At 66.3% G+C, this 21,109-nt stretch carries 21 protein-coding genes; 11 read left to right on the forward strand and 10 right to left on the reverse strand.

What is annotated here, in order from left to right; translation table 11 throughout:
• Both BVC93_RS03865 and BVC93_RS03870 read right to left on the reverse strand, forming a co-directional pair.
• Positions 1–687, reverse strand: a complete 687-nt coding sequence (locus tag BVC93_RS03865; protein WP_083736019.1) for an AroM family protein — start codon at positions 685–687, stop codon at positions 1–3.
• On the reverse strand, positions 684–2,147 hold the full coding sequence (locus tag BVC93_RS03870; RefSeq protein WP_083736020.1) for an NCS1 family nucleobase:cation symporter-1: 1,464 nt from the start codon (positions 2,145–2,147) through the stop codon (positions 684–686). Before BVC93_RS03870 ends, BVC93_RS03865 begins: the two co-directional genes overlap by 4 nt.
• Before the next feature lie 297 nt (positions 2,148–2,444).
• On the opposite strand from BVC93_RS03870, the gene BVC93_RS03875 reads away from it, so the two are divergent.
• Complete coding sequence (locus tag BVC93_RS03875; protein ID WP_083736021.1) at positions 2,445–3,227, forward strand: FCD domain-containing protein; 783 nt, start codon at positions 2,445–2,447, stop codon at positions 3,225–3,227.
• Here the strand turns inward: BVC93_RS03875 and BVC93_RS03880 are convergent.
• A complete protein-coding gene (locus BVC93_RS03880; protein WP_083736022.1) occupies positions 3,220–4,605 on the reverse strand; it encodes a DUF1254 domain-containing protein in 1,386 nt (461 codons plus the stop codon). The genes BVC93_RS03875 and BVC93_RS03880 overlap by 8 nt on opposite strands.
• 181 nt (positions 4,606–4,786) lie before the next feature.
• Between BVC93_RS03880 and BVC93_RS03885 the strand changes: the two genes are divergently transcribed.
• The 3 genes from BVC93_RS03885 to mmsB are packed head-to-tail and all read left to right on the forward strand — an operon-like array spanning position 4,787 to position 8,357.
• Positions 4,787–6,307 carry a CoA-acylating methylmalonate-semialdehyde dehydrogenase gene (locus BVC93_RS03885; RefSeq protein ID WP_083736023.1) on the forward strand — a complete coding sequence of 507 codons (1,521 nt, stop codon included), beginning with the start codon at positions 4,787–4,789 and terminating at the stop codon, positions 6,305–6,307.
• Positions 6,308–6,322: 15 nt separating this feature from the next.
• On the forward strand, positions 6,323–7,477 hold the full coding sequence (locus BVC93_RS03890) for an acyl-CoA dehydrogenase family protein (protein WP_192860350.1): 1,155 nt from the start codon (positions 6,323–6,325) through the stop codon (positions 7,475–7,477).
• A gap of 10 nt (positions 7,478–7,487) precedes the next feature.
• Positions 7,488–8,357, forward strand: coding sequence for a 3-hydroxyisobutyrate dehydrogenase (mmsB, locus tag BVC93_RS03895; RefSeq protein WP_083736025.1), 870 nt, complete (start codon positions 7,488–7,490; stop codon positions 8,355–8,357).
• 9 nt (positions 8,358–8,366) lie between these two features.
• Here mmsB and BVC93_RS03900 read toward each other — a convergent pair whose 3' ends face one another.
• The 6 genes from BVC93_RS03900 to secY all read right to left on the reverse strand — a co-directional run bounded on the left by BVC93_RS03900 (position 8,367) and on the right by secY (position 12,892).
• Positions 8,367–8,876, reverse strand: a complete 510-nt coding sequence (locus BVC93_RS03900; RefSeq protein ID WP_083740781.1) for a MarR family transcriptional regulator — start codon at positions 8,874–8,876, stop codon at positions 8,367–8,369.
• Positions 8,877–8,912: 36 nt separating this feature from the next.
• Positions 8,913–9,602, reverse strand: coding sequence for an anti-sigma factor family protein (locus BVC93_RS03905; protein WP_083736026.1), 690 nt, complete (start codon positions 9,600–9,602; stop codon positions 8,913–8,915).
• Positions 9,599–10,102 (reverse strand): sigma-70 family RNA polymerase sigma factor, encoded by a 504-nt coding sequence (locus BVC93_RS03910; RefSeq protein ID WP_083736027.1) that lies wholly within the window; start codon positions 10,100–10,102, stop codon positions 9,599–9,601. Before BVC93_RS03910 ends, BVC93_RS03905 begins: the two co-directional genes overlap by 4 nt.
• 95 nt (positions 10,103–10,197) lie before the next feature.
• A complete protein-coding gene (gene map / locus BVC93_RS03915; protein ID WP_083736028.1) occupies positions 10,198–11,001 on the reverse strand; it encodes a type I methionyl aminopeptidase in 804 nt (267 codons plus the stop codon).
• On the reverse strand, positions 11,001–11,546 hold the full coding sequence (locus tag BVC93_RS03920; protein ID WP_083740782.1) for an adenylate kinase: 546 nt from the start codon (positions 11,544–11,546) through the stop codon (positions 11,001–11,003). Before BVC93_RS03920 ends, map begins: the two co-directional genes overlap by 1 nt.
• A gap of 17 nt (positions 11,547–11,563) precedes the next feature.
• A complete protein-coding gene (gene secY / locus BVC93_RS03925; RefSeq protein ID WP_083736029.1) occupies positions 11,564–12,892 on the reverse strand; it encodes a preprotein translocase subunit SecY in 1,329 nt (442 codons plus the stop codon).
• A 280-nt stretch (positions 12,893–13,172) separates the two neighbouring features.
• Between secY and BVC93_RS03930 the strand changes: the two genes are divergently transcribed.
• The 7 genes from BVC93_RS03930 (at position 13,173) to BVC93_RS03955 (ending at position 20,725) form a co-directional block, all read left to right on the forward strand.
• Positions 13,173–14,102: an SAM-dependent methyltransferase gene (locus BVC93_RS03930; RefSeq protein ID WP_083736030.1), complete on the forward strand. Its 930-nt coding sequence runs from the start codon at positions 13,173–13,175 to the stop codon at positions 14,100–14,102.
• A 68-nt stretch (positions 14,103–14,170) separates the two neighbouring features.
• Complete coding sequence (locus tag BVC93_RS03935) at positions 14,171–15,007, forward strand: SAM-dependent methyltransferase (protein ID WP_083740783.1); 837 nt, start codon at positions 14,171–14,173, stop codon at positions 15,005–15,007.
• Positions 15,008–15,181, forward strand: coding sequence for a hypothetical protein (locus BVC93_RS32935; protein ID WP_157516759.1), 174 nt, complete (start codon positions 15,008–15,010; stop codon positions 15,179–15,181). It abuts the gene before it with no gap.
• Positions 15,168–16,082, forward strand: a complete 915-nt coding sequence (locus BVC93_RS03940; RefSeq protein WP_083736031.1) for an SAM-dependent methyltransferase — start codon at positions 15,168–15,170, stop codon at positions 16,080–16,082. Before BVC93_RS32935 ends, BVC93_RS03940 begins: the two co-directional genes overlap by 14 nt.
• Positions 16,083–16,244: 162 nt before the next feature.
• Positions 16,245–19,010, forward strand: coding sequence for an ATP-binding protein (locus tag BVC93_RS03945; protein ID WP_083736032.1), 2,766 nt, complete (start codon positions 16,245–16,247; stop codon positions 19,008–19,010).
• A 153-nt stretch (positions 19,011–19,163) separates the two neighbouring features.
• Complete coding sequence (locus BVC93_RS03950) at positions 19,164–19,898, forward strand: alpha/beta fold hydrolase (protein ID WP_197687527.1); 735 nt, start codon at positions 19,164–19,166, stop codon at positions 19,896–19,898.
• Complete coding sequence (locus BVC93_RS03955; protein WP_083736034.1) at positions 19,895–20,725, forward strand: alpha/beta fold hydrolase; 831 nt, start codon at positions 19,895–19,897, stop codon at positions 20,723–20,725. Before BVC93_RS03950 ends, BVC93_RS03955 begins: the two co-directional genes overlap by 4 nt.
• Here BVC93_RS03955 and BVC93_RS03960 read toward each other — a convergent pair.
• On the reverse strand, positions 20,668–21,063 hold the full coding sequence (locus tag BVC93_RS03960) for a MerR family transcriptional regulator (protein ID WP_236950236.1): 396 nt from the start codon (positions 21,061–21,063) through the stop codon (positions 20,668–20,670). The two genes, BVC93_RS03955 and BVC93_RS03960, sit on opposite strands and share 58 nt — an antisense overlap.
• Positions 21,064–21,109: the final 46 nt, after the last annotated feature.

Below are 21,109 nucleotides of genomic sequence, written 5' to 3' on the forward strand. Positions count from 1 at the left end.
TCAGATGGGGGTGACCAGCGCGGCTACGGCATGCCCGGTGACGGAGCGCGCCGAGATCACCGGGAGCCGGCTCGCCGCAGCCGCATGCGCCTCGGCCGCGCCGAAGCCAAAGCAGTCGAGAACTATTGCTCGTGAATTGCTTTCGCGGGCGCTTCGGGAAATCTCGGCCAGGTGTACCGCAGTGTCGTCACGGTTGGGAGCCACAGCGCTCACCCGTGGGCTGAAGCCCGCGTGACTCCAGTGTTTGGCCGCGTGTTCCCGCTGGCCCGGGTGTGGCACCACCACATCGATGGATCCCTCGGTGATCACCGACGCGGTGAACGCCGGTACCAGCGTGGGCGGTTCGACAAGGGGTACCGGCGCTGTGAACCGACCGAGGTCGGCGGCGCACAGCACCGCGATCAGATCAGCGCCGGCTGTGGCGAGGGTGTCGATGGCACGCTGGGCGTGCGGCCGGATGTCGTTGCGCGGCACGTCTATCGACAGTGCCCCGGTCACCGGGATGTGGACGGGGTAGTCGCCGTCGGGCCGGTGCAGCAGGGCCGCCTCGTCGTCGGACAGCTCGTCGAGCGCACCGGCCACCACCACTGGGATGTCGCGGTCGAGCAGACCGGTGACCACGGACTGGAGGGCGGTTCTGCTTCGCCGGCCCAGGACGGCGAGGCCGACTGTCACGGGGGCGGTCATGCGGTGACCGCCGCGGTGCTGTTGATGCGTCGGTTCATCACCGCCCAGTACCCGACCGCGGCAATGGCGGCACCGATGAACCAGGAGTAGGGCGCGATGTGGGTGAATGCCGGCACCAGTGCGATGATCGCCGAGATCGCCGCGGTGGGAACGAAAATCGCGAGAGCGACGGTGTTGATGCCCTTGTAGTACCGGTACGCGCTTCCGGGCCGGGCGTCGTAGAGATCTCCGATGAGAACGGCGCGCTTCTTGATCAGGTAGTAGTCCACCATCATGATGGCGAACAGCGGACCGAGGAAGGCGCCCAGGGCGCCGAGGAAGTAGTTGATCACCACCGGTGAGGAGTAGAGCTTCCACGGCATGACGACGATCGCCAGGACCGAGGTGATGGCACCGCCCATCCTGAAGGAGATCTTCTGCGGCCAGGCGTTCGACAGGTCGTAGGCGGGCGAGACGAAGTTGGAGACGATGTTCACCCCGATGGTGGCGAAGGCGAACATGAAGACGCCCAGGACCAGCAGAGCGGTGTTCGGAACCTCTGCCAACAGCAGGGCGGGCTCGGAAATCGCCTTGCCGTAAACGGCGACACTGCCCGCCGACACCAGCACGCTGGTGAATGCGAAGGCGGTCCAATTGAGCGGGATACCAAGGATATTGCCGAGCCGTACGGACTTCTCGCTGCGCGCGAACCGCCCGAAGTCGCAGTAGTTCAGCATCAGGGTGGACAGCTGAGCGACCACCAGCGCCGCTCCCGAACACATCAGCAGGATCTGTTGTGAGGTGCTGATGTCCACCACAGACTCGGTGAACGACACCTTGCCGCCGGCACTGATCAGCAGCCAGACCGCCAAGGCGATCATCACGATCCAGAGAATCGGGCCGGCCCATTCCTGGAATCGGCGCACCATGTCCATTCCGAAGCTGATGATCAGCCATTGGCACACCCACAGCGCCAGGAACGAGCACCATCCGAGGTGGTGCAGGCCGAGGAATTCGCGTTGGGTCCATGGTTCGAGGCCGGGGTTGATGCGCAACAGCAGGACGGTGATGGCGACAGACGCCAAGTACGTCTGGATCCCGTACCAGAAGATTGCGATGACACCGCGGATCAGCGCCGGGATGTTGGCCCCGAAGACACCCCAGCTCAACCGCGACACCACGGGGAACGGCACCCCGGTGCGCTGTCCGATGAGCCCCGACATGGTGCAGCCGACGTAGAGCACGAGCGTGCCCACCAGCACGCTGACCAGGACCTGCCAAGCGGACAGGCCAAGGACGAAGAGCCCGGCGGCGAAGGTGTAGCTACCGACGTTGTGCGCCACCGACATCCAGAGCGCGAACAGGCTGTAGGAGCCCCACGTCTTCTCGCTCGGCGGTGTGGGAGCCAGATCGTCGTTGGACAGTCGCGGATCGTGGTGCACAGTCGTTGATGTGCCCGGTTGCGGGGCGATGTTGACCATGGTGGGGGCCCTTCCGTACTGCGCTGGTTGTCCGGGCGAACCTGCCGCCGCGAACCGTTGGCCCAAATGCTGTCGCCAGTCGCCGCAGTCCGTCAAACGTGACGGACTTGGTGGTTCACCTTGAACAGCCTGCGTTTTCGATGAGTTGTGCACGTCAGAGGCAGTGGCCGACGAAGCGCGTTACGTCCCCGTGCCGCATGTTTTACCTCGGATTAACAGCCAAGTCCGTCATCATTGACACACTTGAACTCACCGGTGTGGCCGGGGTTTCCCACACGACAGCGCGAAAGGAGTGCGATGCGCGAGGTGATCTCGGCCCAGGAGTCGGCGTTGCTGCTGAGCCTGCGGGAGAGCGACGCTCCGATGGGTGCCCGCCAGTTGCTCGCCGCGGTGCGACTGCGGGGTGTCGAGGCCTCCGAGTCGACCATTGCGCGCCGGCTGCGAGACCTCGACGAGCAGGGATTGACGGTGCAACACGCCACCCGCGGCAGAACCCTGTCCGCGGCCGGGCATGAGCGCGCCGAGCTGGTGGCCCGGGTGGACAACAGCGCCACCGAACTCCAGGAGGCCACCCGGATTCGCAGTGCACATGATGTACTCCATTTACTGCGCGCCCGCCGCGCCATCGAGCCGGAAGCGATCGCCGATGCCGCTCGCGTGGCCACCCCACACGACATCCAGCGATTGCGGGGCCTCATCGGTGACCATGTGACCCAACTGCACAGCCGGGGGCCCATCCCTCGTGACAAGGCACTCGAATTCCACCGCAACATCACTCGACTGACCACCAATCCCCTGGTGCAGTCCATGCTCGCCGTGGTCCTCGACCCGTCGCTCGATCACATCGAGGGCACCCTCGACATCATCTTGGCGGCCCACGGATCCGACCGGGAGAGCGTCGACGAGCACGAGATGATGGTCGACGCCGTCGCCCGCGGCCAGGGCGAGCGCGCCGCCGAGATCATGCGGCGGCATCTGAGTCGACTCTGCAACGAGGTCGAATCCTTCATGGACCGAAACGATCCCGAGCTGCTGCATCGCCTGCTGCAGTTGCGTGCGCCCCGACTGCCGTCTAACTGAGCTCCAGATCCCCGGGCTTCCAGGACCCGTCGAAGGCGGGCCCGTCAGGGCCGTAGATCCGGAAGTAGGCGAACCAACCGGCACCGGGGACGGTCTTGACCCAGCGGGTCTCGCCACCCTCGGGCGGTTCGGGGCCGAAGTGCAGCGTCACGGAATCGCCCTCTACATCGGACAATTCGAACAGCGACCGCAGCGCTGCCCGACCCTGGTCGGTCTGCACCTGGCTGCGGGTGGTGGCGTCGTACAGTGTCACCGACCAGAACAGTTTGGCGGGCACCGGCAGCGGCACCGTCAGCGTGTAGGAATTGGCACCGTCGAGATAGGCACCGGTGCGATCTGAGAGCGCCAGCCAGTACAGCGATCCGGCTCCGGCGTCTCGACGGAACATCGCCGGCGAGGTTGCAATGGCCTGGAAGAACCACTTGTCCAGGGCGTAGGTATCACGGTAGTTCTCAGCGTCGAATGTGCCGTTCTCCGAACGTAATGCGACCCATTCCCACTGCCGGTCATCCCACACCAGACGCGCCGGTGTGCGGTCGGCAAAAGACTCCACCCGCATCTGCAGGTTCGCCGTCTTGGCCGCCAGCTCCAGGATCCGCGTCATCCGCTCATCGGGTTCGAACGGCTGGCCTTTGGCGATGCCGAGAGCAGCCAGTTCGCCGTACTGCGCACGACTGTCTTCCAGGACAGGCTCGGCATCGATGATGCGGTGCAGGGACTTCCAGAATTCGATGCTGGTCTCGATCGCCAGCGGGGTGGTGTCCTGCCCGCCGTCGGTCATGTCGATCCAGGTCGGTTCGGTCCAGTCTTCCAGCCGCTCCAGGGGGTGGACGTTGACCTTTGTGACGCGCTGCAGCGCGGCCTCGGCGTCTCCGTCGACCGGGATGGAGCGAACCGCCGCCAGGACCCGGTAGGCCTGGGCCCGGCCCACATGAAATCCCTCGGGTATGTCACCGTCGTAGCCGGGCGGCAGGATCAGGTGCTTGCCACCGGCGCCGGCGTCGGGTCCGGGCAGACCGAAGTCCAGGATCCACCGTTGATGGATGTCCAACACTGCGCCCACGAACGACCCCTCGGGCACCTCGAGCACCATCGGGCCGTCGTGCAGGTCCAGCAGGATGGCGCCGTACGGGGTGTCCGAGTTGAGCGTGAAGCCGACGTGACGGGGCTGGGTGTCGAGGTATCCGAATGCGCGGTTGGGCTGCACCCCGGCCGCCGCGGTGCCCTCGAAGATCGCGGCACCGGAGACGGACCGATAGAAGAAGCGGTACGCCTGAACAGCGCGATTGACGTCGACGGCCTCGTAAGCCAGTTGGACGGTGTCGGGCTGCGGGTAGCCACCGCGCAGCGGCTCAGCCGACTCTGGGTGTGCGGTCATGGCCGAAACTCCCTCCGATCTGAGCTGACATTAGCCCCGCGGTGACCGTTGAACGGCGATTGTGACCGGGTGTCGGACGCACCCTTGCGCACCGACACCCGGCATTACTAGGATATGCAAGTATCTTGTTGATCCGTATCGCGGGCGGATACCCGCGCCACTTCCGATCCTGGGATGACTCATGACCACACAGATTCCGCATTTCATCGACGGCAAGCGTTCGACGTTGGGTTCCACCCGCACCGCGGATGTGCTCAACCCCAGCACCGGCCAGGTGCAAGCACAGGTCCTGCTGGCGTCGGCGGCCGATGTCGACACCGCCGTGGCCTCGGCGGTCGAGGCGCAGAAGGACTGGGCCGCCTGGAACCCGCAGCGCCGCGCCCGCGTGATGATGAAGTTCATCGCCCTGGTCAACGACAACGTCGACGAGCTGGCCGAGCTGCTGTCCATCGAGCACGGCAAGACCGTGGCCGATTCCAAGGGCGACATCCAGCGCGGCATCGAGGTCATCGAATTCGCCATCGGCATCCCGCATCTGCTCAAGGGTGAGTTCACCGAGGGCGCGGGCGGCGGCATCGACGTCTACTCCATCCGCCAACCCCTGGGCGTGGTCGCCGGCATCACCCCGTTCAACTTCCCCGCGATGATCCCGCTCTGGAAAGCCGGCCCCGCGCTGGCGTGCGGCAACGCCTTCATCCTCAAGCCGTCCGAGCGCGACCCCTCGGTGCCGCTGCGCCTGGCCGAACTGTTCCTCGAAGCCGGTCTGCCCGCGGGAGTGTTCCAGGTGGTCCAGGGTGACAAGGAAGCGGTGGACGCCATCCTCACCCACCCCGACGTCCAGGCCGTCGGCTTCGTCGGCTCCTCGGACATCGCGCAGTACATCTACTCGACCGCCGCCGCACACGGCAAACGCTCACAATGCTTCGGCGGCGCCAAGAACCACATGATCATCATGCCCGACGCCGACCTCGACCAAGCCGTCGATGCGTTGATCGGCGCCGGCTACGGCAGCGCCGGCGAACGCTGCATGGCCATCAGCGTCGCCGTGCCCGTCGGCGAGGAAACGGCCAACCGGCTGCGAAACCGCTTGGTGGAGCGCGTCAACCAACTCCGGGTGGGCCACAGCCTCGACCCCAAGGCCGACTACGGACCGCTGGTCACCGGCGCCGCACTCGAACGGGTACGCAACTACATCAGCCAAGGCGTCGAAGCCGGAGCCGACCTGGTGATCGACGGCCGCGAACGCACCACCGACGAACTGTCCTTCGACGACCACGACCTCTCCAACGGCTTCTTCATCGGCCCCACCCTGTTCGATCACGTCACCACCGACATGTCCATCTACACCGACGAAATCTTCGGCCCCGTCCTGTGCATCGTGCGCGCCCACGACTACGACGAGGCCCTGCGACTGCCGTCAGAGCACGAATACGGCAACGGCGTGGCCATTTTCACCCGCGACGGTGACGCCGCCCGCGACTTCGTCTCCCGGGTACAGGTCGGCATGGTCGGAGTCAACGTACCGATCCCGGTACCCGTGGCCTACCACACCTTCGGCGGCTGGAAACGCTCCGGCTTCGGCGACCTCAACCAACACGGACCAGCGTCCATCCAGTTCTACACCAAGACCAAAACCGTGACCGAGCGCTGGCCCTCCGGCATCAAGGATGGCGCCGAATTCGTCATCCCGACAATGAAGTAGGGCGCACACATGCAATTGTTCGGACTCGACGACGACGAGCGGGTCATCACCGAGACCGCGGCCGCGTTCGCGACCAAACGGCTGGCCCCGCACGCACTGGATTGGGATGCGGCCAAACACTTCCCGGTCGAGGAGCTGCGCGCGGCCGCCGAGCTGGGGATGGCGGCGGTGTACTGCAGCGAGGATGTCGGCGGCAGTGGCCTGCGGCGCATCGATGCGGTACGCATCTTCGAGCAGTTGGCCGCCGCCGACCCCACCGTGGCGGCGTTCCTGTCGATCCACAACATGTGTGCGTGGATGATCGACACCTACGGCACCCGCGAACAACGCAAGACCTGGGTGCCGAAGCTGGCCTCGATGGAGTCCATCGCCTCGTACTGTCTGACCGAACCGGGTGCGGGTTCGGATGCCTCGGCGTTGCGGACCAGAGCGATCCGGGACGGCGAGCATTACGTCCTGGACGGGGTCAAGCAGTTCATCTCCGGTGCCGGCAGCTCCGATGTCTACGTGGTGATGGCCCGCACGGGAAGTGAAGGCCCGCGCGGCATCTCGACGTTCGTCGTCGAGAAAGACGTACCGGGGCTGTCGTTCGGCCCCGACGAGGTCAAGATGGGCTGGAACGCTCAGCCGACGGCCCAGGTGATCTTCGAGGGCGTCCGGGTGCCGGCCGAGAACCTGCTGGGCGGCGAGGAGGGCACCGGTTTCGGTATCGCCATGAACGGGCTCAACGGCGGTCGGATCAACATCGCCGCCTGCTCCCTGGGTGGCGCGCAGACGGCCTACGAGAAGGCCGCGGCTTATGTCCGGGACCGGGAGGCCTTCGGGGCATCGTTGCTCGACGAGCCGACCATCCGGTTCACCCTGGCGGACATGGCCACCGCGCTGCAGGCCTCACGAACGCTGTTGTGGCAGGCGGCTTCCGCGCTGGATGCCAATGACCCCGCCAAGGTGGAGTTGTGCGCAATGGCCAAGCGGTATGTCACCGACGCCTGTTACGAGGTGGCGGACAAAGCCCTGCAATTGCACGGCGGTTACGGCTATCTCAAGGAATACGGCCTGGAGAAGATCGTCCGCGACCTGCGGGTGCATCGAATCCTCGAGGGCACCAACGAAATCATGCGCGTCGTGATCGGCAGGGCAGAAGCCGCACGCGCGCGAGCGGCGAGTTGAGAGGTAGTCAATGACGACGATCGCGTTCCTGGGCCTGGGCAACATGGGCGGCCCCATGGCGGTGAACCTGGTGGGGGCCGGCCACACGGTGCGGGCCTTCGATCTGGTGCCGGCTCTGCGTGATGCGGTGGAAGCCAAGGGCGCCACGGTGTTCGACAGCGGTGCCGAAGCGGCGTCCGGGGCCGACGTGGTGATCACCTCGCTGCCCAACGGCGCCATCGTGAAGTCCTGTTACGCCGAGGCGCTGCCTGCCGCCAAACCGGGCACCTTGTTCATCGACACGTCCACCATCTCTGTCGACGATGCCCGCGAGATCAATGCCCAGGCCACCGAAGGCGGCTTCCTGCAGATCGACGCCCCGGTCTCCGGTGGGGTCAAGGGCGCCACTGCCGGCACACTGGCCTTCATGGTGGGCGGCAGCGACGAGGCCGTCGAACGCGCCCGCCCGGTGCTGGAGCCCATGGCGGGCAAGATCATTCACTGCGGCGCCTCCGGCACCGGCCAGGCGGCCAAACTGTGCAACAACATGGTGCTGGCGGTGCAGCAGATCGCCATCGGTGAGGCGTTTGTGCTGGCCGAGAAGCTGGGTCTGTCGGATCAGTCGCTGTTCGACGTCATCACCGGCGCCACCGGCAATTGCTGGTCGGTGCACACCAACTGCCCGGTGCCAGGACCGGTGCCGACGTCACCGGCCAACAACGATTTCAAGCCGGGATTCGCCACCGCCCTGATGAACAAAGACCTGGGCCTGGCGATGGCTGCGGTGTCCTCCACCGGATCCAACGCTCCGCTGGGCACCCACGCCGCCGAGATCTACGCGAAGTTCAACGAGGAGCATGCCGGCGAGGACTTCAGCGCCGTCATCAACTCGCTGCGCTGAGCCGTGGTTTCAGAAATCTCCCGCGCTGTGTCGCAGCGTCTCGATCGAGGCAACGAGGCGCTGCGACTCCTCGGCTGACATCCCGATATCGGCGAACACCTTCTCGTTGAGGGTGGCCGTCGCGTCCTCCACTGTGGAGCGACCCAGGTCGGTGATCTCCACCAGCGTGGTGCGCCCGTCGGTGGGGTGCGGCAGCCGTCGCACCAGTCCACCGGCCTCCAGCCGGCGAATGGCGTGCGTGACGCTGGTGACATGTACCTGAAGTCGGTCGGACGCCTTGGTGATGGGTAGCGCGCCGGCTCGGCTGAACGCCAGCAGGCGCAGCAACTCGAACCGCGAGAAGCTCAAATCGTAGGGACGCAAGGCACTTTCGACTCGAGCAAGCAGGATCTGATGCGCCCGCATCACCGACGTCACCGCCACCATGCCCCCGGCGACGTCACCCCATCCGGCTTTCTCCCAGTTCGCGCGGGCGGCAGCTATCGGATCTCTGGGGTCGCCGTGGCTGGAGTCGGGCATCAGCCCATTCAAGCGCATCGCTGCGCGCACATACGCTCAACGCGCGGTGGCGTCGAGGGCACGCTCCAACAGCACCTCACCGGATTCGTCATCCACCACCTGCACTGCGGCGATGTCGTCGACGGCCAGCGAGGTACTGGCATGCGGTGACGCGGTGGTTCCTGCTGTCGCATTCCACGTTGCCAAGCGTGTCCTGGTGCCGTCGTCCCCGACCGCCACCATGACAAGACGGTCGATGTCGGCCGGTTCGTCGGGCCGGTCGGCGTACGTGCAGGACATCATGATCTCGGTGCCCCAGTCATGCTCAGCCAGCCTCACCGTCGCCGAGTACGACGACGGGGTGACCGCTGTGAGTTCCAGCGCCGGCTGTCCGGCCGGCACCGACCGCCACCACACCATCGCCAAGCCCGTCGCCAATCCGATCACCAGCACCGCGGCGGCGGCAGAGGCGAACATCAACCACGACCGGTGGCGCCGGGTCGCCGCCGCCGCCGCCGCCATCAGCGCACCGAAATCCGGCGGCAGGTCCTGGACGGGAGCGTCATCGCCCACGGTCTCGCAGTCCAGCAGCGACAGCAGGGCCGGCATGCCGCTGATCTCGGAAACTGCGGAGCGGCACTGCCGGCACGTCACCAGGTGTGCCTCGTACTCGCGTCGCTCGGCGCTGGACAGCGAACCCAGCACGTAGGCGGCGTCCCACATGGCATAAGGGTCGGCGTTCGTCATCGCGTCACCCCCATCTCCTGCAGGACCAGTCGCAGTGCCCGCACGGCGTAGTGCAGCCGCGATTTCACGGTGCCTTCGGCGATCTGCAGATCGTCGGCGATCTGGGTGGTGGACCAGCCCAAGTAGTACGACCGGCGGATCACCGCCCGGTGGTCGGCGGACAGTTGCGCCATGGCATCGCCCAGCAGCAGCCGGTCCAGCGCCGCATTGACTTCGTCCGGGCCTGGCAGCTCGATGCCGGTGTCCGGTGACTCACGGCGGAAGCGCGCACTGCGGCGTTCGTCGATGATCATGTTGCGGGCCACGGTGAACAGCCAGGCCCTGGCGGGCCGTCGGGTGTCGTCGATCGCCTCGGGATGTTCCCAGGCTCGCAGCAGCGTCTCCTGCACCACGTCTTCGGCGCGGGCCCGATCACCGGTCAAGCGCAGGGCGTATCGCCACAGCGCGGCAGCATGCGCGTCGTACAGCGAGCGCAGCGCAACTCCATCCGCGTCGTCCACGAGGAACCTCCCGAGTTGGACACGACGTAGGTGCCCAATCGGTTCAAGTGTGCTCCTTCAGCCAAGGCAGCCACCTCGGCGGACATGCAGCGGTTCTAGAGCTCGAGGGTCAGGATGCGGGGTCCGTCGTCGGTGGCGGCGACGGTGTGCTCCCAATGCGCGGCGCGTGTTCCGTCGGTGGTGACCACGGTCCAGTCGTCGTCGAGGATCCGGGTCTGCGTGGTGCCCAGCGTCAGCATCGGCTCGATGGCCAGCACCGAGCCGGCCACCAGCATCGGCCCCCGGCCGGGCGGGCCTTCGTTGGCCAGGAACGGGTCCATGTGCATCTGGCGACCGATGCCGTGCCCGCCGTAGCCGGCGACGATTCCGAACTTGCGGTCGTATCTGATCTCGGCTGCTCGGGTGCCGCTCTCGATGGCGTGCGAGACGTCGCCCAGCTTGTTGCCGGGCACCATCGCAGCGATTCCGGCTTCCATGGATTCCCTGGTGGCCGCCGACAGGTTCTCGTCGGCCGCGATCAGCGGGCCGACACCGAAGGTGACGGCGGAGTCACCGTGCCAGCCGTCGACGATCGCACCGCAGTCGATGGACACCAGGTCGCCGGAGCCCAGCACTTCGGCCGCGGACGGGATGCCGTGCACCACGCGGTCGTTGACCGACGAACAGATGCTGCCCGGGTATCCGTGATAGCCCAGAAACGACGGGATGCCACCGCCGTCGCGGATGACGGATTCGGCGATGCGGTCCAGATCCAGCGTCGAGACCCCGGGGACCGCGGCCTCGCGGACCGCGCGCAGTGCCTTGGCGACCAGCGAGCCGGCCACCGCCATGGCGTCGAGTTCACCTGGGCTGCGTTGCGGCACGACCTTTCGCCCGCGCAGCCCGGGGATCGAGACCATTACTTGCCGAGTGCCTGCAGTGCTCGGCCGAACACCTCGTCGAGGGATCCGACGGCGTCAACGGTCTTGAGGTCGGCGCTGTAGTGGTCCAGCAGCGGCGCCGTCTCGTCCCGGTACACCTTGAAGCGGTTGCGGATGACGTCCTCGGTGTCGTCGGCCCGGCCACGCCCTTTGAGGCGCTCCACCAGTTCCTCCTCGGGAACCCGGAACTCCACCACGGCGTCCAGCTTCAGGCCGCGCTTGCGCAGCATCTCCTCGAGCGCCACGGCCTGCTCCACCGAACGCGGGAAGCCGTCGAGGATGAAGCCGGCCGCCGCGTCCTCGTCGTCGAGCCGGTCGTCGACCAGGGCGTTGGTGAGCGAAGCCGGAACCAGATCACCGGCGTCGAGGTACTTCTTGGCCTCGATACCGAGCTCGGTGCCCGTGCTGATGTTGTGCCGGAAGAGGTCGCCGGTCGAGATCTGCGGGACGCCGAGCTTCTCGGCGAGCTTGATGGCCTGGGTGCCCTTGCCGGCGCCGGGCGGTCCGAGCAAAACAATTCTCAACTTACCGAACCCTTCTGTCACTTGAGGAAGCCTTCGTAATTGCGCTGCATGAGCTGACTCTCGATCTGCTTCACGGTGTCCAGGCCGACGCCGATCATGATCAGCACCGCGGTACCACCGAACGGCAGATTCTGTACGCCGCCACCGCTGTTGCCGATGTCCAGGAAGACGTTGGGCAGCACGGCGATGATGCCGAGGTAGATCGAGCCGGGCAGCGTGATCCGGCTCAGCACGTAGCGCAGGTAGTCGGCGGTGGGCTTGCCCGGGCGGATGCCGGGGATGAAGCCACCGAACTTCTTCATCTCGTCGGCGCGCTCGTCGGGGTTGAAGGTGATCGACACATAGAAGTAGGTGAAGAACACGATCAGGCCGAAGTACAGCGCGATGTAAATGGGATCAGACGGGTTGGACAGGTAGTCCGCGACGAACTTCTCCCACCAGCCTTGGCCGGGGTTGCTGCTGCCGCTCTGGATCAACTGCGTGATCAGCTGCGGGATGTAGATCAGCGACGACGCGAAGATGACGGGGATGACGCCGGCCTGGTTGACCTTCAGCGGCAGGTAGGTCGACGTTCCGCCGTACATCTTGCGGCCGACCATGCGCTTGGCGTACTGCACCGGGATGCGGCGCTGGCCCTGCTCCACGAACACCACGCCGATGACGATGATCAGCGCCGCGATGCACACCAGGGTGAACACCATGCCACCGCGGCTGTCGAGGATGTTCTTGCCCTCGCCGGGGATGGCGGCGGCGATACCGGCGAAGATCAGCAGCGACATGCCGTTACCGACGCCGCGCTCGGTGACCAGCTCGCCCATCCACATCACCAGGGCGGCGCCTGCGGTCATGACGATGACGATGACGACCAGGACGAAGATGCTCTGGTCCTGGATGATGTCCAGCGCGCAGCCCTGCAGCAGGCCGCCGTTGGCGGCCAGCGCCACGATCGAGGTGGCCTGCAGAACGGCCAGCGCGATGGCGAGATAACGCGTGTACTGCGTCATCTTGGCCTGGCCCGACTGGCCTTCCTTGCGGAGTTGTTCGAAGCGCGGGATCACCACGGTGAGCAGCTGCACGATGATGCTCGCGGTGATGTAGGGCATTACGCCCACCGCGAACACGGACAGCTGCAACAGGGCGCCGCCGGAGAACAGGTTGATCAGGGAGTAGATCTGGCCGGACTCGCCGCCACTGACCTGCTCGATGCACTGCTGCACGTTGCCGTAGTTCACCCCGGGTGAGGGCAGCGAGGCGCCGACCCGGTACAGGATGACCATCGCCAGTGTGAACAGGATCTTTCGCCTGAGGTCGGCTGTCCGTAGCGCTGAGATGAAAGCCGAGAGCACTCTTCCTCCTGGGCAGCCGGCTCTATGGCGACGTGCCGATGGGGCTGGCCGGGCCAGCGACGGGTAAATCCTGAGTCCTACGCCGAGTACCGGCAGGCCAGAGTGGGTAACCACAGCCAGCGGCCTCGCGCGTCAAATCAGTGTACGAGAGTAACAGCCGGGTCCCCCATCGCCCGCATCGTCATGTCCCCGTCGTTCTCAGGCGCCTGTCAGTTTCACTCGCGTAGTGTCGAGACCATCTTATTAAATCGGCTAATTAACTTCGGGAAGGGACACGACCATGCCGCGCACCGACAACGACACCTGGGACCTCGCCTCCAGCGTGGGCGCCACCGCCACCATGGTGGCCGCGGCGCGGGCCATGGCCACCCAGGCCCCCAACCCGGTGATCGACGATCCGTTCGCCGAGCCTCTGGTACGCGCCGTCGGCGTCGACTTCTTCACCAAGCTGGCCTCCGGTGAGCTCAAGCCCGAGGACCTCGACCCCGGGACCGAGGCGTCGGCCCCGATGGGTGTCATGCGGTTCGTCGACGGCATGGCCGCCCGCACCCGCTTCTTCGACGAGTTCTTCCAGTCCGCCACCCGGGCCGGCGTCCGGCAGGCCGTCATTCTTGCGTCCGGCCTCGACGCGCGCGCCTACCGGCTGACATGGCCGACTGGAACGGTCGTCTACGAGATCGACCAACCCGAGGTCATCGAATTCAAGCGCCGGGCCATCGCCGATCTGGGCGCCCACCCCACCACCGAGCTTCGCCCGGTGGCCATCGATCTGCGCGACGACTGGGTGACGGCGCTTCGCGAGGCCGGACTCGACACCACCGAGCCCATCGCCTGGATCGCCGAGGGACTGCTGGGTTACCTGCCCGGCCAGGCGCAGGACACACTGCTGGACCAGATCACCGAGCTGAGCCCCGCCGGCAGCCGCTTCGCCCTCGAGGTGATGCCGGTCATCAGGGCCGACGAGCAGGAGGCGGCCCGCGAACGGATGCATTCGGTGACCACGAAGTGGCAGGAGCACGGGTTCGATCTGGACTTCTCCGAGCTGACCTTCCTCGGCGAGCGGGCCGACGCCTCGGCCTTTCTGGCCGAGCGTGGCTGGCAGGTGGAGGCGGTGCGGGCAAACGATCTGATCGTCGCGGCCGGCCTCATACCCGTCGAGGACGACCAGGTCGGCTTCGGCGACGTTCACTACATCACTGCGCTGCGGTGACCACACCCGCCGGGCGCTTCGATTCCGACACCTGGGACCTGGCCTCCAGCGTGGGGGCGACGGCCACCATGGTCGCCGCCGCCCGCGCGCTGGCCAGCGCCGAGCCCGACGCCCTGATCAACGACCCGTTCGCCGCTCCCCTGGTGCGTGCCGTCGGGGTGGAGTTCTTCACCAAGATGGTCGACGGTTCATTGCAGGTTCCGGAGGAAGCCGCCGAGGCGGCGACTGCCATGACAACCGTGATGGCGGTCCGCACCCGATTCTTCGACGACTTCTTCATCCACTCGGGCTTGCCGCAGGCGGTCATCTTGGCCTCGGGCCTCGATTCGCGTGCCTACCGCCTGCCATGGGCGCCGGGGGCCGTCGTCTATGAGATCGATCAGCCCGAGGTGATCGACTTCAAGACCAGGACGCTGGCCGAGTTGGGGGCCGAACCCACCACGGATCGCCGCACGGTCTCGGTCGATCTGCGTGACGACTGGCCCGCCGCGTTGCGCGGCGCCGGTTTCGACGACTCTGTGCCCACCGCGTGGAGCGCTGAGGGGCTGTTGATCTATCTGCCACCCGAGGCGCAGGACCGGCTGTTCGACCACATCACCACGCTGTCGGCGCCCGGGTCGACGTTGGCCACCGAGTACCACCGCGACGCCGGAGCCGCCATCGGGCAGCGAGCCGCCGAGATCCGACGCCAGTGGGGTGATCAGGGCTTTGATCTGGACTTCGCCGATCTGTCGTATCCGGGCGAGCGCCATCCGGTCACCGACTACCTGAGCGCCCGCGGATGGGACGTCACCGCCCGCTCGAGACCTGACGTGTTCGCCGACTACGGGCAGTGCTTCCCGACATCGGAGGCCCTCGCTCCGCTGCGCAACTCACTATCCGTGATCGCCACCAGGAGCGCCTAGATGTCGACCGGCCTCTCCGTACCGTCGGTGTGGCCGCAGGCGGCGCTCGCCGCGGACGGTCTCGCGTTCGCCGCCAAGGGTTTTGAGCTTCCCGCCGATCAGCCGGTGGAGTTCGTCGGCGACCACTCCGGCTCTCTGACCGCCGTCCTAGAGTGGAGCCATGGCACGCACTGAAGGCGACTCCTGGGATCCGGCGTCGAGCGTCGGCACCACGGCCACCATGGTGGCGGCGGCCCGCGCCGCGGCCACACAAGCCGGCCGGTTCATCGAGGACCCGTGGGCCGCCCCCCTGGTCCGCGCGGTCGGCATCGACTTCTTCACCAGGATGGTCGACGGCGAGCTCGACATCGCCCAATTCCCTGACTTCACCCCCGAGCGCGCACAGCAGATGATCGACGCAATGGCGTTGCGCACCAAATTCTTCGACGACTACTTCTTGTCCGCGAGCGACGCCGGAATCCAGCAGGCGGTGATCCTGGCCTCGGGCCTGGATTCCCGCGCCTACCGGCTGCCCTGGCCGGGCGGCACCACGGTCTACGAGATCGATCAACCACAGGTCATCGATTTCAAGACATCGACGCTGACGAAGCTGGGCGCACAGCCGTCCGCGCTGCGGCGTGCCATCGGGGTGGATCTGCGCGACGACTGGCCGGCCGCGCTGCTGGATGCGGGCTGGAGTGCCGAGCAACCCACCGCGTGGTGCGCCGAGGGGCTGTTGATCTATCTTCCTGCCGAGGCGCAGGACCGACTGTTCGACACCATCAACGGGCTCAGCGCACCGGGCAGCATGATCGCCACCGAGTTCGCACCCGGCATCCTCGATCTGGACGCCGAGCGCGCCGCCGCGGCCTCTGCCGCGTTCGCCGGGCAGGGTCTGGATCTGGACATGGCGTCGCTGGTCTACAGCGGCCAGCGCCACAGCGCCGCGGACTACCTCGACCAGCGGGGCTGGGATGTCACCGCGGTACCGACGTCGGAGCTGTTCTCCCGCAATGGCCTTCACCCGCCACAGCCCGATGACCGGGATGCTCTCGGTGAGATCGTCTACATCAGCGCGACGTATCCCGGCGCCTGAGGCGCCGGGTTCGCTTACTCGTAGACCCACAAACAACGCTTGACTCTCCCCTTGGGAGAGCCTTGAGGCTGTTGCCGTGGCAAGAAACCGGCGAAGGCGGCTCTTGACAGCAGCGCCATACCGATATGCAATATATTGCGTATCGCGAGAGGTGCATGCCCCATGACAGAACTAATCGGTCGCAGCGTCGAACTCGGCCGGATCACACGCTTTCTCGAACAGACCCAGCACAGCGGCGACGTTCGACTGGTCCGCGGCGAACCTGGTGTCGGCAAGTCCGCGCTGCTCGCCGCCGCAGCAGCCCTGGCGCAGTCCATCGACACCCGAGTCCTACGGGCGTCCGGTTCGGAGTTCGAGGCAGACGTCAGTTACTCCGGGCTCAATCAGTTGCTCCTGCCTCTGCGCACTGAGTTGGACCGCCTGCCGCCGGGAGCTCGCGACGCATTGTCGGTTGCGCTGGGATTCGGCCCCGGTCCCCCGCCGGCTGCACTCCTTGTCTGCAACGCCGCCCTCTCCCTGGTTATCGCGGTCGCTGAGCAGCAACCGATCCTGCTGCTGGTTGACGACATCCAATGGATCGATCGAGCCAGCGCCTTTGTGCTCGGATTCATTGCCAGGCGACTCGAGGGGATTCCCGTCGGACTGGTGATGTCCTGCCGGACGGACAGCGACAGCGTCCTCGACCGGCGCGGACTGTTCGAGCAGGTGGTCGAACCACTCGACCGCGCGGCGGCCGAACAACTGATCGACACTCGGTTTCCGGGGCTGGCGCCGCGCATCAGACAGCGCGCGCTCGACCTCGCCCAGGGAAACCCCCTGGCGCTGACAGAGCTGCCCGTCCCACTGTCCGAGACCCCGCTGCACAACGTCGACCAGCCCGACGTCGTGCCACTGAGCGACCGGCTGCAGAAGCTGTTCGCCTCCCGCATCACGGCTCTGCCGCAAGACACCCGCCGGCTGTTGCTCATCGCCGCCTTCGATGGCGGCAGCGACATCCGAGTGTTGCGCGAGGCGGTGGGTGAAAGTGGCAAACTGACCGACCTCGCTCCGGCCGAGCGGGCACAGTTGGTACTCATCGACGACATAGACCGGCGAATCACGTTCCGGCATCCGCTGATTCGCTCGACCATCGTTGCCATGTCCACCCATGAGGAACGGCGGCACGCCCACCTGATCCTGGCCGATTCGCCGCACACCGAACAGCAACGGCGGGCCTGGCACCTGGCGGCAGCGGCTGTCGGGCCCGACGAAACCGCCGCCGGACTTCTCGACCGGGCCGCATGGCTGTCGATGCGTCGCGGCGATCCGCTGGGAGCCGTCTCAGCACTGGTCCGCGCCGCCGACCTGAGCACCACTACCCACGCGCGAGGACGCCGACTGGCCCAGGCCGCGTCCATCGGCGCGGAATCGGGGGGAACGCTCGGCAATCCGGAAACCCTTCTGGCAGAGGCACGTCGGGCGGGACCGGACTCCTGCGGGTCGTTACACGCAGCGAACGCCGCCACTTACCTGATGCTCAACGGCGACGGCGACGTGGACACCGCGCACCGACTACTCGTGGGGGCCATCGAGACTGCCGACCACGGTTACCGGGCCGACAATGCCGCCCTTGTCGAAGCCTTGCACACCCTGCTGTTGCTGTCCTGGTATGCAGTCACCCCCGCGCACTGGGAACCGTTCTTCCGCGCGCTTGGGAAACTGACCCCCGAGCCGCCGGAGATCCTCGCCCTCGCCAGCACGACGTTCGCAGATCCGCTGCGTGCCGGTGTCACGTCGGCGGCTCGGTTGGACCGAGTCCTGACCGCCCTCCCGAGTGAGCGCGACCCGTCCACCATCATCAGAGTCGGTGCGGCGTCGGTCTATCTGGACCGGATGGCGCAGACACGGGAAGCGCACTGGAGGCTGGTCCACCAGGGGCGCGACGGCTCCTCCCCGCGGCGGCACATCGGCGCCCTGCTGCATCTGTGTCTCGACGACTTCCTCACCGGGCAGTGGGACGAGGCCGAAGAACTCACCCGTGAAGGTCACAAGCTCTGCGCAACCACCGGTTTCACGTTCTTCAACTGGTACTTCCAGTACACCGGCGCTGTCCTGGCCGCCGGTCGCGGTGACGTCGAAAGGGCATACGCGCTGGCAGACGAAATGAGCCGCTGGGCACAGCCACGACGGGTCACCAGCGTCCTTCTCTACGCTCACCACCCCCGCGCGCTCGCCGCGTCGGCTTCCGGCGACTTCGCCGCCGCATTCCGCCACGCCTCGGACATGAGCCCAGCTGGCACCCTCAATCCTTTTGTGCCGCACTGCACCTGGTTGATGTTCGATCTGGTGGAAGCGGCGCTACGCACAGGCCGCGACGCCGACGCGCACGCACACCTCGACGCCATGCGAGAAGCCGACGTGGCCGCGTTGTCGCCCCGGATGACTTTGATCCAGCGCGCAGTCGAGGCCCTCGTCCTCGACGACGACGAGGCAGACGACCGTCTGGACATCATCCTCGAGTCGGCGAACGCCGATCGATGGCTCTTCGAATCCTGTCGCATTCGCCTCGCCCACGCCGAGAACCTGCGAAGGCGCAAGATCGCCGACAAACCCAGACGCCACCTGCTGCTGGCGCGTGATGGTTTCGCTGCCATGGGCGCTCAGCCATGGCTTGCGCGCACCCAACAAGAACTGCGCGCCAACGGTTTGCGTCCGGCACACGCACCGCCACCGACATCAGCCTCGCTGACCGCACAGGAACTCGAAATCGCGAACCTGGCAGCCGGCGGTATGACCAACCGTCAAATCGCCGAACGCCTGTACCTGTCGCCCAGAACCGTGGGCACACACTTGTACCGGCTCTTCCCCAAGTTGGGGGTGTCCTCTCGTGCCGGGCTGCGTGATGCGCTGGCCGCATACGCATCGACGTCCGGCGCCGCCGACCCGTAGCGAAGTCATCCGACTGCACAGCGAAGCGCTTCGCACCCCACAACCTCAGTCGAATGACTGATTCGCTGTCCCGTCGAGAGTGTGACAGTGATGGGGACGGGACCGAAACCGTCTCCGTTCCACGATTCTGACAACAAAAACCGAGGCCATGCAGTGAAACCAACCATCGTGCTCGTTCATGGCGCCTTCGCCGAGTCCGCCAGCTGGAACGGTGTCATCCCGTTGCTGCAAAAAGCGGGCCATCGGGTGATCGCGGCGGCCAACCCACTCCGGACGCTGAGTTCCGATGCCGCCGCCATCTCCGATCTGCTGGCGGCGATCAAAGGTCCCGTGGTGCTCGCAGGCCACTCCTATGGTGGCGCGGTCATCACCAATGCCGCCCGTGGACACAGCGAGGTCACAGCGCTGGTCTACGTCGCAGGACTCGCACCCGACAGCGGCGAGACCACCCCCGATCTGCTGGGCAAGTACCCGGGCGCCACCTTGGGCGAGCATCTCTACGAGGTCCCTCTGCCCGACGGGACTGCCGACGTCTACGTCCACCAGAATGCCTATCACCAGCACTTCTGCGCCGACTTGAGCGCCGAGCAGGCCGCACTGAACGCCGCGACACAGCGCCCCTTCAACACCGCTGCCCTGCACGCAGCATCGGGCGAACCGGCGTGGCGAACCATCCCGTCCTGGTTCATCTACCCGGAACTCGACCTGGCCATCCCGGCGCAGACGTTCCGCTTCATGGCACGACGTGCCGACGCACGCAGCGTCATCGCGGTTCCCGGTGCCTCACATGCACTTCCGGCCTCACGGCCCGACGCGGTGGCCGCCGTCATTCTCGCGGCCGCCACCTGGCAGTCGCAGAGTTCATCCAATACCCGAGGAGCACAATGAAAATCACCTCTACCCTCGCCAGAATGGCCGCAGGCGGCACCGTTGCCGCGTTCATGGTGGGATGCGGCGGCGCTGCCGCCGAGCTGGAACCATCGGCCCCTCCCAATCCGGGCGACCGGCCGACGGTGGTACTGGTGCACGGCGCCTTCGCCGACTCCTCGAGCTGGAACGGTGTGATCGAGGATCTGCAGCGCGACGGCTACCCGGTGATCGCCGCCGCAAATCCCCTGCGTGGCTTGCGCAGTGATGCCGAGTACATCGGTGGTGTGTTGGACAGCGTGAAGGGCCCGGTGGTGGTGGCCGGCCACTCGTACGGCGGATCGGTGATGAGCGAGGCCGCCGTCGGACGCCCGAACGTCAAAGCGCTGGTGTACATCGCGAGTTTCATCCTGGAACCCGGCGAAACGACATCACAGATGGCTGCCAAGTTTCCCGGAGCCGAACTCGGACCGGCCCTCGACGCTGTTGCGACCTCACTTCCCAACGGCGGCAGCACAAATGATCTCTACATCAAACAGGATGAGTTCCGCAGAGTGTTCGCCGCGGATGTGGCGCCGGAGATCACCGAGCTGATGGCCGCCACGCAGCGGCCCATCACGGAATCGGCGCTCAACGAACCCGCCACGGCAGCTGCTTGGAAGGACACCCCGTCCTGGAACATGGTCACCACCGAGGACCTCGCGATTCCGGCGGAGTCCATGCGTTTCATGGGTGAGCGGGCCAACTCCCACACGGTGGAGATCCAGGCGTCCCATGCCGTCACCGTGTCTCACCCCGGGGCGGTGGCCGATGTGATCGACGAGGCTGCGGACTCGGTCGTGGCGTGAGCACCGCCGAGAAGCAGGCGTAGCGAGGCCACCGCGGCTTGGGTCCGGTCGATGTGGTCCTCGAGTCGACGCAGGTGGCCCGCAATCACCTCGGCGCGAAGCCCTGGGTCGTCGGTCTGGAGAATCGCCCGGACCTCGGACAGCGGCACATCGAACTGCCGAAGCTGGTGGATGACCCGCGCGGTGGGAATCTGGTCGAATTCGTAATACCGATAGCCGGTGCGGGGGTGTATCACTGCGGGCTCCAGCAACTCTTGCCGATGGTAGCGCCGCAGTGCCCGCACGCTCAGATGCGTCAGCGCGGCGAACTCCCCGATGCTCAGTTTCGTCTCCACCACCCATGCCTCCTCGACCCTTGACAGCTCGACTTCCCACACACGAAAA

The sequence above is a fragment of the Mycobacterium sp. MS1601 genome (assembly GCF_001984215.1).
Classification (GTDB): domain Bacteria; phylum Actinomycetota; class Actinomycetes; order Mycobacteriales; family Mycobacteriaceae; genus Mycobacterium.

Coding starts and splice junctions, on each gene's coding strand:
- mmsB (WP_083736025.1), top strand. CDS start 7,488: ATGACGACGATCGCGTTCCTGGGCCTGGGCAACATGGGCGGCCCCATG.
- BVC93_RS03865 (WP_083736019.1), bottom strand. CDS start 687: ATGACCGCCCCCGTGACAGTCGGCCTCGCCGTCCTGGGCCGGCGAAGC.
- BVC93_RS03870 (WP_083736020.1), bottom strand. CDS start 2,147: ATGGTCAACATCGCCCCGCAACCGGGCACATCAACGACTGTGCACCAC.
- BVC93_RS03875 (WP_083736021.1), top strand. CDS start 2,445: ATGCGCGAGGTGATCTCGGCCCAGGAGTCGGCGTTGCTGCTGAGCCTG.
- BVC93_RS03905 (WP_083736026.1), bottom strand. CDS start 9,602: ATGACGAACGCCGACCCTTATGCCATGTGGGACGCCGCCTACGTGCTG.
- BVC93_RS03935 (WP_083740783.1), top strand. CDS start 14,171: ATGGTCGCCGCCGCCCGCGCGCTGGCCAGCGCCGAGCCCGACGCCCTG.
- BVC93_RS03900 (WP_083740781.1), bottom strand. CDS start 8,876: ATGCCCGACTCCAGCCACGGCGACCCCAGAGATCCGATAGCTGCCGCC.
- BVC93_RS03955 (WP_083736034.1), top strand. CDS start 19,895: ATGAAAATCACCTCTACCCTCGCCAGAATGGCCGCAGGCGGCACCGTT.
- BVC93_RS03885 (WP_083736023.1), top strand. CDS start 4,787: ATGACCACACAGATTCCGCATTTCATCGACGGCAAGCGTTCGACGTTG.
- BVC93_RS03880 (WP_083736022.1), bottom strand. CDS start 4,605: ATGACCGCACACCCAGAGTCGGCTGAGCCGCTGCGCGGTGGCTACCCG.
- BVC93_RS03940 (WP_083736031.1), top strand. CDS start 15,168: ATGGCACGCACTGAAGGCGACTCCTGGGATCCGGCGTCGAGCGTCGGC.
- BVC93_RS32935 (WP_157516759.1), top strand. CDS start 15,008: ATGTCGACCGGCCTCTCCGTACCGTCGGTGTGGCCGCAGGCGGCGCTC.
- map (WP_083736028.1), bottom strand. CDS start 11,001: ATGGTCTCGATCCCCGGGCTGCGCGGGCGAAAGGTCGTGCCGCAACGC.
- BVC93_RS03945 (WP_083736032.1), top strand. CDS start 16,245: ATGACAGAACTAATCGGTCGCAGCGTCGAACTCGGCCGGATCACACGC.
- BVC93_RS03930 (WP_083736030.1), top strand. CDS start 13,173: ATGCCGCGCACCGACAACGACACCTGGGACCTCGCCTCCAGCGTGGGC.